The sequence below is a fragment of the Saccharospirillum sp. genome, from assembly GCF_040881935.1.
GTDB lineage: Bacteria > Pseudomonadota > Gammaproteobacteria > Pseudomonadales > Natronospirillaceae > Saccharospirillum.
Genome location: NZ_JBBECH010000060.1, coordinates 14,136 through 27,645 on the forward strand (window position 1 = coordinate 14,136; position 13,510 = coordinate 27,645).

At 55.2% G+C, this 13,510-nt stretch carries 13 protein-coding genes; 11 read left to right on the top strand and 2 right to left on the bottom strand.

Going from position 1 to position 13,510, the window contains the following annotated elements:
- Window positions 1-417: 417 nt before the first annotated feature.
- On the top strand, window positions 418-1,776 hold the full coding sequence (gene rimO, locus WEB54_RS11145) for a 30S ribosomal protein S12 methylthiotransferase RimO (protein WP_368055685.1): 1,359 nt from the start codon (window positions 418-420) through the stop codon (window positions 1,774-1,776).
- Between the two features lie 41 nt (window positions 1,777-1,817).
- Here rimO and WEB54_RS11150 read toward each other — a convergent pair whose 3' ends face one another.
- Window positions 1,818-2,723, bottom strand: a complete 906-nt coding sequence (locus WEB54_RS11150; protein WP_368055262.1) for a LysR substrate-binding domain-containing protein — start codon at window positions 2,721-2,723, stop codon at window positions 1,818-1,820.
- 127 nt (window positions 2,724-2,850) lie between these two features.
- Between WEB54_RS11150 and WEB54_RS11155 the strand changes: the two genes are divergently transcribed.
- The 10 genes from WEB54_RS11155 to WEB54_RS11200 all read left to right on the top strand — a co-directional run bounded on the left by WEB54_RS11155 (window position 2,851) and on the right by WEB54_RS11200 (window position 12,480).
- On the top strand, window positions 2,851-3,963 hold the full coding sequence (locus WEB54_RS11155; protein WP_368055260.1) for an S-(hydroxymethyl)glutathione dehydrogenase/class III alcohol dehydrogenase: 1,113 nt from the start codon (window positions 2,851-2,853) through the stop codon (window positions 3,961-3,963).
- Between the two features lie 320 nt (window positions 3,964-4,283).
- Entirely contained in the window at window positions 4,284-5,129 is an 846-nt protein-coding gene (fghA, locus tag WEB54_RS11160) for an S-formylglutathione hydrolase (protein ID WP_368055258.1), read from the top strand.
- Between the two features lie 199 nt (window positions 5,130-5,328).
- On the top strand, window positions 5,329-5,859 hold the full coding sequence (locus tag WEB54_RS11165; protein WP_368055256.1) for a TlpA family protein disulfide reductase: 531 nt from the start codon (window positions 5,329-5,331) through the stop codon (window positions 5,857-5,859).
- A gap of 327 nt (window positions 5,860-6,186) precedes the next feature.
- Window positions 6,187-6,720: a hypothetical protein gene (locus tag WEB54_RS11170; RefSeq protein WP_368055254.1), complete on the top strand. Its 534-nt coding sequence runs from the start codon at window positions 6,187-6,189 to the stop codon at window positions 6,718-6,720.
- Between the two features lie 205 nt (window positions 6,721-6,925).
- Window positions 6,926-8,275, top strand: a complete 1,350-nt coding sequence (locus WEB54_RS11175) for a c-type cytochrome (RefSeq protein ID WP_368055252.1) — start codon at window positions 6,926-6,928, stop codon at window positions 8,273-8,275.
- A gap of 45 nt (window positions 8,276-8,320) precedes the next feature.
- Window positions 8,321-10,096 (top strand): cbb3-type cytochrome c oxidase subunit I, encoded by a 1,776-nt coding sequence (locus tag WEB54_RS11180; RefSeq protein WP_368055250.1) that lies wholly within the window; start codon window positions 8,321-8,323, stop codon window positions 10,094-10,096.
- Window positions 10,093-10,770: a heme-copper oxidase subunit III gene (locus WEB54_RS11185; protein ID WP_368055248.1), complete on the top strand. Its 678-nt coding sequence runs from the start codon at window positions 10,093-10,095 to the stop codon at window positions 10,768-10,770. Before WEB54_RS11180 ends, WEB54_RS11185 begins: the two co-directional genes overlap by 4 nt.
- Window positions 10,771-10,775: 5 nt before the next feature.
- Window positions 10,776-11,447, top strand: coding sequence for a heme-copper oxidase subunit III family protein (locus tag WEB54_RS11190; protein WP_368055246.1), 672 nt, complete (start codon window positions 10,776-10,778; stop codon window positions 11,445-11,447).
- 33 nt (window positions 11,448-11,480) lie between these two features.
- Window positions 11,481-11,801, top strand: coding sequence for a cytochrome C oxidase subunit IV family protein (locus WEB54_RS11195; RefSeq protein WP_368055244.1), 321 nt, complete (start codon window positions 11,481-11,483; stop codon window positions 11,799-11,801).
- 7 nt (window positions 11,802-11,808) lie between these two features.
- Entirely contained in the window at window positions 11,809-12,480 is a 672-nt protein-coding gene (locus tag WEB54_RS11200) for an SCO family protein (RefSeq protein WP_368055688.1), read from the top strand.
- On the opposite strand, the gene WEB54_RS11205 is transcribed toward WEB54_RS11200, so the two are convergent.
- Entirely contained in the window at window positions 12,471-13,505 is a 1,035-nt protein-coding gene (locus WEB54_RS11205) for a TRAP transporter substrate-binding protein (RefSeq protein WP_368055241.1), read from the bottom strand. The genes WEB54_RS11200 and WEB54_RS11205 overlap by 10 nt on opposite strands.
- Between the last annotated feature and the right edge of the window lie 5 nt (window positions 13,506-13,510).

The window sequence follows — 13,510 nt, forward strand, 5'->3', positions numbered from 1 at the left end:
CCGACATCCAAAAAGAGGCTTGGCTTGACCCGTGGGTGTAAGCCAGTGACTGCATGCTAGGCCGAGCCTTCGGGCGTGGCTTTCGTTCGTTAGTAGGAGAGTCCTACAGGCCGCCTAAATTCGGGCGCTGGCGGGCCTCCTGCTTTGGTAGGAGAGGCTACAGAGGTGGCGAGCAGCGGTCACCGGGTAAGCCTGTAGATCCATCCATGGAGCCTAGACCGCAGCATCCATGCTGCGGACTCCCCCACAGAGGCTTACCCGGTGACCGCAGCGAGCGTATGCATTCCAGCCAACTCCAAACTCCAGTTCAAAAAACAGGTAATACAAAGAAACACAGCGAATCAGGAGCGCGGCGCTTGAAGCCAGATTGGAAGGCGCTACAATACCGCTCCTTTTTTGACCAGCACCGAGGTTTTCATGACCACCCATATCGTCAACCCCCGCGAAGGCAAGCCTGTTTCAGAGCAGGGGCGTGTTGGTTTTGTCAGCCTGGGCTGCCCGAAAAACACCGTCGACTCCGAACGCATCCTGACTCAGCTGCGCGCTGAAGGGTACGATGTGGTGCCGTCTTACCACGATGCGGATGTGGTGATCGTTAACACCTGCGGCTTTATTGATTCGGCGGTTAAGGAATCACTCGATACCATCGGCGAAGCGTTGCGCGAGAACGGCAAGGTGCTGGTCACCGGTTGCCTGGGCGCCAAGGAAAACGACATCCGGGAAGTCCATCCGAATGTGCTGGCCGTTACCGGGCCCCATGCCTACGAGGAAGTGGTGCGCCAGGTTCATGATGTGGTGCCGCCGCGTCACGACCCTTTCATATCGCTTGTGCCGGATACAGGCGTCAAATTGACACCGAAGCATTACGCCTATTTGAAAATTTCCGAAGGCTGCAACCACCGCTGCACCTTCTGCATTATTCCGTCGTTCCGGGGCGATCTGGTCAGTCGCCCTGTCGGACAGGTGTTGAGCGAGGCGGAACGTCTGGTGAAAAACGGCACCAAAGAGCTGCTGGTAATCTCACAGGACACCAGCGCCTACGGTGTCGACATGAAATACCGTACCGATTTCTGGAACGGCAAGCCGGTGAAAACCCGGATGAAGGAACTCTGCGAAGAGCTGGGTCAACTGGATGCCTGGGTGCGGTTGCACTACGTCTACCCCTACCCGCACGTCGACGACATCATCCCGCTGATGGCCGAAAACCGTATTCTGCCGTATCTGGACATTCCCTTTCAGCACGCCAGCCCCTCCGTGTTGAAAGCAATGAAACGCCCGGCGCACGCCGAGAAGGTGCTGAATCGCATCCACAAATGGCGTGAAATCTGCCCGGATATAACCCTGCGTTCGACTTTTATTGTCGGCTTCCCGGGTGAAACCGAGGCCGACTTCCAGATGCTGCTCGATTTTCTGGAAGAAGCACAGCTAGACCGTGTCGGCGCTTTCCAGTACTCAAACGTCGACGGGGCCGCTTCAGCCGCCCTGCCCAATCATGTTGACGAAGCGGTTAAACAAGAGCGCTACGACCGTTTTATGGAAGTGCAGCAGCGCATCAGCACGGCCCGCTTGCAGGCCAAGGTCGGAACCGACATCGAAGTCATCGTCGATGAAGTGGTGGCCGAAGGCGCCGTTGCCCGTTCAAAAGCCGATGCACCGGATATCGATGGCCAGGTCTTTCTCGATAACCAGACCCAACTCAAACCCGGCGACCGCCTCTGGGTCCATGTCGAAGATGCCGATGAATATGACCTTTGGGCTCACCCGATTACGCGGTAAAACCCTGTGCTGGAAATTCAAGTTTCGTAGTTCGGTTCAACTCAGAGGCGTTGGTCCGCACCGGATACCGGGTACTCCACCTTTAATCTCCGCCTCAACCACTCTATACAAGCCCTTACCTTGGGCGACAAATGCCGGTTGGGCGGGTATAGCGCCCATACACCCTCTTCCGCCGGTGCAAAGGCATCCAGCACCGTCACCAGCCGCCCAGCCTGAATGTCCTCTTTAACGTAGTAGTCCGGCAATTGAACAATGCCTAGTCCATTCAGGGCCGCATCCCGCAACGCCGGCCCGCTATTGCATCGAAGCCGGCCAGTGACCCGGATATCCCGCCGCTCACCCTGGTCGGTAAAGCGCCAGTGGTCCAGTGTGCCCAGCAGGCAGGAATGGTTTTTCAGTTCGGCCAGGGTGTGTGGCTGCCCGAACCGGGCGAGATAGTCAGGTGATGCGCAGACAAACTGGGCTCTATGCGCCAGTGGCCGGGCCACCAGGCGTTCGTCTTCCAGCACACCGACCCGAATCGCCATGTCGATGCCGGATTCGATCAGGTCGAGGCGTTGGTTGGTCAGTTGCAAGTCTATTTCGAGCCGCGGGTGGTGCATTGTAAACTCGGCGATCAATGGGGCGATGTAGCGCTCGCCATAAGACAGCGGCGCGGTGATCCGCAACCGCCCGGTCGGTTCAGACAGGCGCTCGCCGATGGCCTGTTCGGCCTCGACCAGGCCATCGAGCAAAGCGCGACAGTGGTTATAGTAGATCCGGCCATCGTCGGTCAGAGTGACCGAGCGCGTTGTGCGCTGAAACAACTGAACATCCAGCCGGTCTTCTAACCGGCTGATCTGACGGCTGATATTCGCGACTGAACTGCCCAGCCGTTCAGCAGCCCTGGTAAAACTGCGCGTCTCGGCGACCGCCACACACTCTTCAATGCCATCCCAACGCGCCATCGGCTTCTCTCACTCTATTATTGCCAATCGGTAAAAATGATTTACCCAACAGCCTCATTATTAACCTGGCGAACCCTAATACAATCGTCTTTACTGTTCCAACTTATCTGACCAACGAGGTTCGACCATGATCAAATCCAAAGCCGCCATAGCCTGGGGCCCCGGCCAGCCGCTGAGCATTGAAGAAATTGACGTCATGCCACCCAAGGCGGGTGAGGTACTGGTGCGCATCGTCGCGACCGGCGTTTGCCATACCGATGCTTTCACCCTCTCGGGCGACGACCCCGAAGGTAACTTCCCGGCCATTCTCGGCCACGAAGGCGGTGGCATCGTTGAGCAAGTGGGTGAAGGCGTGACCAGCGTAAAAGTCGGCGATCACGTTATTCCGCTCTACACCCCCGAATGTGGGGAGTGCAAATTCTGTTTGTCCGGCAAGACCAACCTGTGCCAGAAAATTCGCGCGACCCAGGGCAAAGGCCTGATGCCGGACGGTACCAGCCGTTTCTACAAAGACGGCAAGCCGATTTTCCATTACATGGGTTGCTCTACCTTCTCCGAATACACCGTGCTGCCGGAAATCTCATTGGCCAAGGTGAATCCGGAAGCTTCGCTGGAAGAAGTTTGCTTGCTCGGCTGTGGTGTGACCACTGGCATTGGCGCGGTGATGAATACGGCCAAGGTTGAAGAAGGCGCGACGGTGGCCATTTTCGGCATCGGCGGCATTGGCCTGTCGGCGGTAATCGGCGCGGTGATGGCGAAGGCCAGCCGCATCATTGCTATTGACATCAACACCAGCAAATTCGATCTGGCTCGCAAACTGGGCGCAACCGATTGCATTAACCCCAAAGACTACGACAAACCCATCCAGGAAGTCATCGTCGAGCTGACCGATGGCGGCGTTGATTACTCATTTGAATGCATCGGCAATGTAGACGTAATGCGCTCGGCGCTGGAATGTTGCCACAAGGGCTGGGGTGAATCGGTCATCATCGGTGTTGCTGGCGCTGGCCAGGAAATCAGCACCCGTCCGTTCCAACTGGTCACCGGCCGGGTCTGGCGCGGTAGCGCCTTTGGTGGCGTTAAAGGGCGCACTGAATTGCCCGGCTATGTTGAGCAGTATCTGGCGGGTGAGATTCCGTTGAAAGAGTTCATCACCCATACGATGTCGCTCGATCAAATCAACGATGCTTTTGATCTGATGCATGAAGGCAAGAGCATCCGCAGCGTTGTGCATTACTAGAACACCGGCGGAGCGGATGCTCCCGATATAAGGCATCCGCTCTTAAGATCCCCAGTTTCGGAGTACGCAATAGGCTAGCGACGGGTGGCAGGGCTGCTTTTGCGGGGGTATCTGAGGCATGGACTAAAACGCTGGGAGCGTTTTAGCATGAGCTCAGCGAGCCCGGAGGGTGAATCCCAGGGATGGGATTCATATCCCGAAGTTAAGCCTACATGGATGTATTTACGGCGCCCCCGCAAGAGCAGCCTTGCTATCCGTCGCGAGTTCTGGCAACTCAGTCAATTGGTTCTCCGAAACTCAAGCTAAGACTTGAGGACTGTATGAGTTTGAATCATCTGAACAGCAACAAGTGTTTCAACGGCTGGCAAAAGCAGTACGAACACGCCTCGGCCACGCTGAACTGTACCATGCGTTTCAGTGTTTTCCTGCCGCCCGGTGCCGATGCCCAGCATCCGGTGCCGGTGCTGTACTGGCTTTCCGGCCTGACCTGCACCGACGAGAATTTTGTGCATAAAGCGGGTGCGCAACGTATGGCTGCTGAACTGGGCATTGCCATTGTCGCACCCGACACCAGCCCGCGCGGTGAAGGCGTCGCTGACGACCCGGATGGCGCCTACGATTTGGGTCTGGGTGCCGGGTTTTACGTCAATGCCACTGAAGCACCCTGGAATCGCCACTACCGGATGTACGACTATATCGTGTCGGAACTGCCCAGCCTGATCGAGGCGCATTTTCCAGTGACCGATCGTCGTGCCATCAGCGGCCATTCCATGGGCGGCCACGGCGCATTGGTGATTGGCCTGAGAAACCCCGAGCGCTACGCATCGGTCTCGGCGTTTGCACCTATCTGCAACCCGACAGCCGTACCCTGGGGTCATAAGGCGTTTCAAGCTTATTTGGGCAGCGATCAGTCACGCTGGCGCGACTACGATGCCAGTCTGTTACTGGCAGGCAGTGAGGCAACGTTCCCGATTCTGGTAGATCAGGGCGACGCGGATAATTTTCTGGAGGAGCAATTGCACCCTAAGGCGCTGAGCGAAGCGGCTCAGCAAAGTACTCACCCCTTCGAAAGCCGCACTCAGCCCGGTTATGATCACAGCTACTATTTCATTGCCAGCTTCATTGACGATCATCTGCACTTCCACGCTGAAGCGTTACAGAACTGACACTCACTGCGATGCAGATGCAGGCGCCAGCCAGGGCAGCTCCGGATGTCCTGGCTGGCAGTTTCATGATAGCGACCAAAGGTCTCGACAACCCAAGCGCCACCAGTCTGCTGAGCGCACCATTCTGAGTCATACTGTATTTGCAGGGTAATTTGGTGCACCAAACCCGCACAGTTAGTTACCACAGGAGCCCGGTTCGATGTTTAATCCGTACACACTCGCGGTGCATGGCACAGTAACTGCCAGTATCTGCCTGATCATCGCTACCGGTGCCCAGGCGGATTCATTCACGCCGATACCCGCCCTGGCCTTGCCGAACCAACCGGCACTGCTGACGCTCAACAACGCTCCGGTCGACCCACCCCGGGGCCCCTTGTTTATCAATATATGGGCCACCTGGTGTAAACCCTGTATCGACGAACTGCCAGCGCTGAATGCTCTTAAAGCTCGCTACCCGGATGCCGGAGTTCAATGGGTCGCGTTAAATTACGGAGACAGCCTGTCACAGGTCAGGCAATTCATGGCGACCACGGCCATCGAACTGCCCGTGCTGCTGGACGTCACCACCCTATTTACCCAACAGTTGCCAGTGAAAGGGTTACCCGCGACCTTTCTGGTAAACCGCGACGGACAAGTACGCTATCAACTCGATGGGTATGCCGACTGGACTAACCCGGCGCTGGTTCGACAGTGGGAATCGCTGATACCCGAACTCCTCAGCCCTCAATGAGAATCAGCCGTGCTTTTTTATACTGATTTAAAGTTAAAAAATATCTGTTAATAGCCATTAATCATGTGAAGTTGAAGTTTGTACGTTGATTATCCTGACTAAACTGTATTAACCATCTGATATTTCGACCCTTTTTAAAAAACCTTCCGCTTTTTTGCACATCGGTAATACGACTGGAACTCTGTTTTAAAAGAGTAACCATCTTGTTTAACCGGTTGAAAAAGCTCAGGCTTGAATTAACGTTAAGCCAAACAATAAAAAACCAAGCTACAGGTAAAAAGCTCTGTCATTCATCCAAGGGCAATTTATCGAAAATGAGGGTCTCCAATGAAGTGCTTATACTATTTATCGCCGACACTGAAAGAAAGCGCCGATATTGCCGAAGATTTGCACGAAGTGGGGATTTCTGACTGGTATATCCATGTCGTCAGCAAAGATGAAAGCGGGCTTACCCAAAAACACATTCAATCTGCCAATTACATAGAAACACTGGACCTGTATCACAGCTCCATTCTCGGCGGCCTGATTGGTTTCTGTGCCGGTTTGCTGCTGATCATCCTGTTTCACCTGACCGGTGTCTTCAGTGACAACCTGCCCTGGTGGGTAAACGCGATTTTTATCGCTGTTACCACCTTGTTTGGTATCTGGGAAGGCGGCCTCTGGGGTGTAGATACCGAAAATAAAAAGTTGCAGCCATTTCACAATGACATAGATGCTGGCAAATACCTCATTCTTATTTATACACGCAAAGATCAGGAGTCGGCGGTTAAAAAGGTCATGGATGAACGTCACAGTGACGCTCAGCTTGCGGCGGTCGACCGGCACTTTATCTCACCGTTCTCAAAACTGAAACGCGTGTAACAGAGATTGGTTTTTAGCTGAATCAAAGGCCGGGTCACCGGCATGAAACAGCTCGCTTGGCAGCAGCTGGTGAGAACCGGCTACGCTTCAGAATAAAAACATTCTACCCGCTGCAGCTCGCAGACATTGCTCTGCGCTGCGCTGCTGTGTTGCCGCACACTTGCCAGTGTCGTTTCTGGTTGGTTGTGATCAAGAGGGAAACTGTGTGTATATAGCCATCGTCATCGTCGGTCTGGTCGCCATTACCCTGATCCTGCATTTCGCCAGCCCCTGGTGGCTAACACCTCTGGCTTCCAACTGGTCCTCCATCGACACCACCATCGAGATCTCGTTCTGGATCACCGGTGTTGTGTTCGTCGCCGTCAACCTTTTTCTTGCCTGGTGCGTCTGGCGTTACCGCCATAACAAGGACCGTCGCTCCCACTACGAACCCGAAAACAAGAAGCTTGAAATCTGGTTAACCGCACTGACCACGCTGGGCGTAATCGCCATGCTGACACCCGGTTTGATCGTCTGGGGCCAAGTGGTACATGTGCCCGACGACGCCATGGAAGTGGAAGCCATCGGTCAGCAATGGCAATGGACCTTCCGTTTCCCCGGAGACGACGGTGTGCTCGGTGCGGCGAACGCGCGCTTTGTCAGCACCGACAATCGCTTCGGTCTGGATCCCAGTGATGTCAACGGAGCCGACGACATTCTGATTGAACACCATCGCCTGCATCTGCCCGTGGACCAACCGGTCAAACTGGTACTGCGCTCCAACGACGTACTGCACAACTTCGCCGTACCCCAGTTCCGGGTCAAGATGGATCTGGTACCCGGTACACAAACCTACCAGTGGTTTACACCCACACGCCTGGGAAGCTTCGACGTGCTGTGTGAAGAACTGTGCGGTTTGGCGCACTACACCATGAAGGGTCAGGTTCAGGTTGAGACGAATCAGGACTTTCAGAACTGGCTTGCCACCTACCCGACCTTCGCCGAGGTCCAATCGGGTAATGAAGTGGATCTTGCGGCCGGTGAAACCCAGTACCAGGCCTGCGCCGGATGCCACGGGGCTGATGGTCGGGGCAACGATGCCCTGAATACCCCCAACCTCACCCGGCTGGACCGCCGCTATATGGCGCGCCAGTTACGACACTACCGGGAAGGCATCCGCGGCACCGAACGGGAAGACACTCCGGGCCAGACGATGGTCTCTATCGCACAGAGCACCGATGTCGACAGCGAAGCCGATTTGCTGGCCTACATCGCATCGCTCGACCCGGTTGATGTCGAAGGCACTCTGCAGGGCGACACGAGCAACGGCCAACGGCTTTATGGTGCCTGCGCAGCCTGCCACGGCACGCTCGCAGAAGGCAAGGAACTGCTCAGTGCACCGGCACTGGCCGGCCAGAGTGATCTTTATCTGAAACGCCAGTTGGAGCACTTCAGCATGGGCTGGCGGGGCAAGCATCCGCAAGATCAATTTGGTACCCAGATGCGACTGATGACGAGCACCATCCACAGTCCGGAACGGTTGCGTGACTTACTGGCTTACATCGCAACGCTCTGACCAACACCAAGACGAATACATCGTACGTTTGAACAGGGATTCACCATGACACACATCGCCATTGCTGATCAGGAACCCGAGCTGCATCACCCTCGAACCTTCATCGGCAAGTACATCTGGAGTCAGGACCATAAGGTCATTGCCATTCAGTATGCCTGTACTGCGATCTTTGTCGGGCTGATCGCCTTGCTGCTCTCCGTTGTGATGCGGCTGCAACTGGGTTTTCCCGATCAGTTTGATTTTATCAATCCCAACATGTACCTGCAGTTCGTGACCATGCACGGTATGATTATGGTGATTTACCTGCTCACCGCGTTACTGCTGGGTGGTTTCGGCAACTACCTGATTCCGCTGATGGTCGGCACCCGTGACATGGTCTTTCCGTACCTGAACATGCTCAGCTATTGGTTTTATTTTTTATCAGTACTGGTGTTGCTCGCGAGCTTTTTCGTACCCGGTGGACCCACCGGGGCTGGCTGGACACTGTATCCACCGCAATCCATTCTCGAAGGTACGCCTGGCTCCGGCATGGGCATCGTACTAATGCTGGTTTCACTGGCCATCTTCATCATTGCCTTCACCATGGGCGGCCTGAATTATGTGTCGACCATTCTTCAGGCACGCACCCGCGGTATGACCCTGATGCGCATGCCGCTGACCATCTGGGGCATTTTTACCGCCACCATTCTTGGCCTGTTCGCCTTCCCCGCCCTGCTGGTCAGCGCCATTATGATGCTGTTCGACACTCTACTGGGCACCAGCTTTTTCATGCCCGCCATCGTATCACTTGGTGAGGCAACCGATTATGAAGGCGGCAGCCCGATACTGTTCCAGCACCTGTTCTGGTTTTTCGGCCATCCGGAAGTGTACATCGTTGCGCTGCCCGCCTTCGGCATGGTCAGTGATGTGCTCAGTGTGCATGCGCGCAAGAACATCTTTGGCTACCGCATGATGGTCTGGGCCATTGTATTCATTGGTGGACTGAGCTTTGTCGTCTGGGCCCACCATATGTACGTCAGCGGCATGAATCCCTACTTCGGGTTCTTCTTCGCCACCACCACGCTGATCATTGCGGTGCCGACAGCGATAAAAGTCTATAACTGGGTGCTGACACTGTGGCAGGGGAATATCCACCTGACCGTGCCCATGCTGTTCGCCATCGGCTTTATCTTTACCTTTACCCATGGCGGATTAAGCGGCCTCTTTCTGGGCAATGTGGTCATTGACCTGCCGCTATCCGATACGTTTTTTGTGGTTGCCCACTTCCACATGGTGATGGGGGTTTCACCCATCATGGTCTTGTTTGCGGCCATCTATCACTGGTTCCCGCTGGTGACTGGCAAACAGCTTAATACGCGCCTGGGCATGATTCATTTCTGGGGCACCTTCCTGGGTACTTACGCGATCTATTTGCCGATGCACTACATTGGCTTTCTCGGTGTGCCAAGACGCTACTATGCACTGGGTGATACCAGCTTCATTCCCGATTCGGCTCACGCACTCAATGCCAATATCACCATAGCCGCCATCATCGTTGCGCTGTTCCAGCTGATCTTTATTTTTAACCTGTTCTGGACGGTAAAACGGGAACCCAAGTCACGGATCAACCCCTGGGGCGCAGCATCATTGGAATGGCATACACCGGATGTGCCACCACGTCACGGCAACTGGGGCAAAGAGCTGCCGACGGTACATCGCTGGGCCTACGATTACAGTGTGCCTGGCGTTGTAGAAGACTTTATTCCACAGCATATGGCCGATTCAGAGGTGGTCTATGAACCGGGCTTCGACCGCACAAGCTCAGGAAGGGAACCGACATGAAAGGCTTTAACGCTCTGTCTGAAAAACCCTGGCTGGCCATGCCCGAAGGCAGTGTCCCGCTTGATATGTCCGGTGTGATACCGACAGCCCAGATCGCGTTACGCTTCCTGCTGATGGTGATCAGCATTGCCTTCGTGCTGATCTTCGTCACCTTTTTAACCCGCTCCCAATACCCGGATTTTCAGGCCCTGGCGGGTGAGCCCTGGCTTCCGTTTAACCAGAGCCCGAGGCTCTGGGCCACCACCGCCGTGTTGGTCGCAGCGAGTGCGGCCATGCACTGGGCCTGGCGTTCGGTAAAAGCGCATCAGCCCGATGGCGTTATGCTCGGCATCAGCGTGGGAGGCTTTCTGGCGCTGGTGTTCATAATGGCACAATGGACGACCTGGAATTATCTGGCCAACCTGGGCTATGGCGTCAGCGAAAACCCGGCCAACTCCTATTTCTATCTGTTTACCGGCTTGCATGCGCTGCACCTGTTCGGTGGCGTTCTCGCTGTTGTGCGTGTCTTCATTCGCATCGGTCAGGGTTGCAGCCTGGATCAGGTGGCCGTGGCCGTAAAAGCTTGCACCACCTACTGGCACTATTTACTGGCGTTGTGGTTGTTGCTGTTTTTTTTGCTCACCCGCACGCCTGAAACCTACGCCTTAATTGCCGCCGCTTGCGGTCTGGGGTAATCACAATGACGGAACTGAACAGCAGACCCAAAGGCTACTGGCAACACATGATTGTAGACTGGTCGGCCGACAAGGAGGCCTTCAAGGTCAACTGGGGCAAGGTCATGATGTGGGTGTTTCTGGTCAGCGACACCTTCATCTTCAGCCTGTTCCTGATTGGCTATATGAACGTGCGCATTTCAGCGTCCGAAGCCTGGCCGCTGACCAGTGAAGTCTTTGCACTGGTGGTGGGTGGCGAGCACATCCCGTTGCTGCTCATCGCCATTATGACCTTCATTCTGATCACCAGTAGCGGCACCATGGCGATGGCGGTCAATACCGCTTACCAGGGCAACAAAACAGCGACGTTCTGGTTGATGGTTGCCACTGCCGTGCTGGGCGCCAGCTTCGTTGGCATGCAGGCCTTTGAATGGACCAAGCTGATTGTTGAAGAAGGCGTTCGACCCTGGGGCAACCCCATGGGGGCCGCACAGTTTGGTTCCACCTTCTTTATGATTACCGGTTTTCACGGTTTGCACGTTACCGGTGGGGTTATCTATTTAACGATTGTTGCTACCAAGGTTAAGCTCGGGCATTACGATAAAAAGGGCTATCAGATTGTCGAAATTACCGGTCTGTACTGGCACTTTGTCGATCTCGTCTGGGTGTTTATTTTCGCATTTTTCTATTTATGGTAAGCCGGACAATTCAGTCCGGTATCAGGAGGTGTTATGAGCGCGGACACTCAGGGGCAGCAGCACCCATTAGGTCTGTATTTTAAAGTCTGGGGCCTATTGTTTGTACTCAGCGCCATGTCCTATATGGTTGATTACTTGCAATTTCAGGGCCTCTTGCGTTGGAGTCTGATTTTGATCTTTATGTTTCTCAAGGCGGGCCTGATCCTCAGTGTATTCATGCACTTTGCCTGGGAACCCATCACCCTGCGCATTGCGTTGCTGACGCCCACCCTGGCGATACCGGTATTCATTGCCTTTATGGCCATTGAAGGGAGCTACACACTGAACAGCCGATTGATGTTCCTGGCCGGGTAATCCTGTTGTGCAAGTTGTTGTGCAAGGCAATAATCTGACTCAATTGACCGCACCACTGGGTATTCTGGTGGTGCTTACCGGAATCGCCTTATGGACACTGACGCCCGGGGTGCCGTCGCTTCCCGCGATACAGGGCGCCTGGTTAATGCCAGCCCAACCACTACCGGATTTTCAACTGGAACGGCACGACGGCGCAGCGGTCACTCCGGACACCCTGCCCGGCTCCTGGCACCTGATCAGCTATGGCTTCACCCATTGCCCTGACATCTGCCCGACCACCCTGGTGGAATTAGCACAGTTTAAACGTACTCTGGATCAGCAAGCGCACTTCACGGATGTGAACCTGCATTTCTATACCGTCGATCCGGGCCGGGATACGCTGGCACAACTGGCCGACTACCTGCCCTGGTTTCATAAACAATTCAGCGGCTGGCGTGCCGGTTCCGACCCAAACGCCCGAACGTTTGAGTCTGCTCTGGGCATTTATGCCGATGTAACCCGGGATGCTCAAGGCTCGGTGCAGGTCACTCATGGGTTGAAGCTGTTTCTGTTAAACGACGAAGGCCGGTTGCAGGCCGTGCTGGAGCCCACTCGAACCCTGACCGGTCGGCTGCATTTCGAGCCCGACCGGCTACTCCAAGACTATCTGACCATTCGTCGCTGGGCACATCAACTATAGCGGTAAGGGCGACCTGCCCGGTCCATAGCCGCATTGTAGTCTTTAAAAATTTGTACCACGCGCGCTGCGGTTTCAGACTCTTCCGCGATGTCGTCCCAGAAAACCCTGGCTGCCTGCTCGACCTGCCCCCATTCGGCGTCAGGAATGGACGTCAGCTCCAGTTTGGTGCCCTGGGTACGCAAGCGGGCTTCACCGGCCCAGTACCAGTGCTGGCGATAGTAGTGCGATTGTTCGAAACAGACCGCCATCAGGGTTTGCAGGTGAGCCGGCAGTTCGTTCCAGCGTTCCATATTGGCAAAGAAATGGCCAATCCAGGCGCCGGAAATGTTATTGGTTAAAAAGTGAGAACAGATATCCGCCCAGCCCACTTCATAGGCTTCGGTAATACCGCACCAGGCGACGCCATCGATCTCGCCGGTTTGCAGGGCTATTTCTACATCCTCCCAGGGAACGGTTACCGGCACCACGCCAAACTGATTCAGGAAACGGCCGGCCGTCGGGAAAGTGAACACACGTTTCCCACGCAATTGCGCCAGACTGGTAATGGGCGATGTGGTGATAAAATGACACGGATCCCAGGACCCGGCAGAGATGTGCTTAACCCCGACCGCGGCATATTGCTCGGCCCATATTTCGTTTAACCCCCAGTCATTAAACAAGGCTGGAACGTCCAGTGAATAGCGGCTGGCAAAGGGAAAGTAACCACCAAACACCGTCACGTCGGTGGGCGACATCATGGAATCGTCGTCGGACTGTACCGCGTCAATGGTGCCGCGTTGCATCGCCTGAAACAACTCGGAGGTTGGCACCAGTTGGTCAGCATAGAACAGGTCGATCTGCATTTCATCGCCAGCGATGGCGTTAAACATATCGACCGCAGGTTTGATCACCTGAGCACCGAGTGAAGACCCGGCGTAGGTTTGCAAGCGCCATCGTATGGTCGACTCTGCAAGTACTTTGGGTGCCGTCATGGCAGCCGCGCCAGCCAGCGCACCGGCCTTAATAAACGTACGTCTTGATGTCATGGTTA

Excerpts from the sequence above, each read along its gene's own strand:
- WEB54_RS11205 (WP_368055241.1), bottom strand. The coding sequence starts at position 13,505 with ATGACATCAAGACGTACGTTTATTAAGGCCGGTGCGCTGGCTGGCGCG.
- WEB54_RS11155 (WP_368055260.1), top strand. The coding sequence starts at position 2,851 with ATGATCAAATCCAAAGCCGCCATAGCCTGGGGCCCCGGCCAGCCGCTG.
- WEB54_RS11180 (WP_368055250.1), top strand. The coding sequence starts at position 8,321 with ATGACACACATCGCCATTGCTGATCAGGAACCCGAGCTGCATCACCCT.
- fghA (WP_368055258.1), top strand. The coding sequence starts at position 4,284 with ATGAGTTTGAATCATCTGAACAGCAACAAGTGTTTCAACGGCTGGCAA.
- WEB54_RS11170 (WP_368055254.1), top strand. The coding sequence starts at position 6,187 with ATGAAGTGCTTATACTATTTATCGCCGACACTGAAAGAAAGCGCCGAT.
- WEB54_RS11185 (WP_368055248.1), top strand. The coding sequence starts at position 10,093 with ATGAAAGGCTTTAACGCTCTGTCTGAAAAACCCTGGCTGGCCATGCCC.
- WEB54_RS11190 (WP_368055246.1), top strand. The coding sequence starts at position 10,776 with ATGACGGAACTGAACAGCAGACCCAAAGGCTACTGGCAACACATGATT.
- WEB54_RS11150 (WP_368055262.1), bottom strand. The coding sequence starts at position 2,723 with ATGGCGCGTTGGGATGGCATTGAAGAGTGTGTGGCGGTCGCCGAGACG.
- WEB54_RS11195 (WP_368055244.1), top strand. The coding sequence starts at position 11,481 with ATGAGCGCGGACACTCAGGGGCAGCAGCACCCATTAGGTCTGTATTTT.
- WEB54_RS11165 (WP_368055256.1), top strand. The coding sequence starts at position 5,329 with ATGTTTAATCCGTACACACTCGCGGTGCATGGCACAGTAACTGCCAGT.
- rimO (WP_368055685.1), top strand. The coding sequence starts at position 418 with ATGACCACCCATATCGTCAACCCCCGCGAAGGCAAGCCTGTTTCAGAG.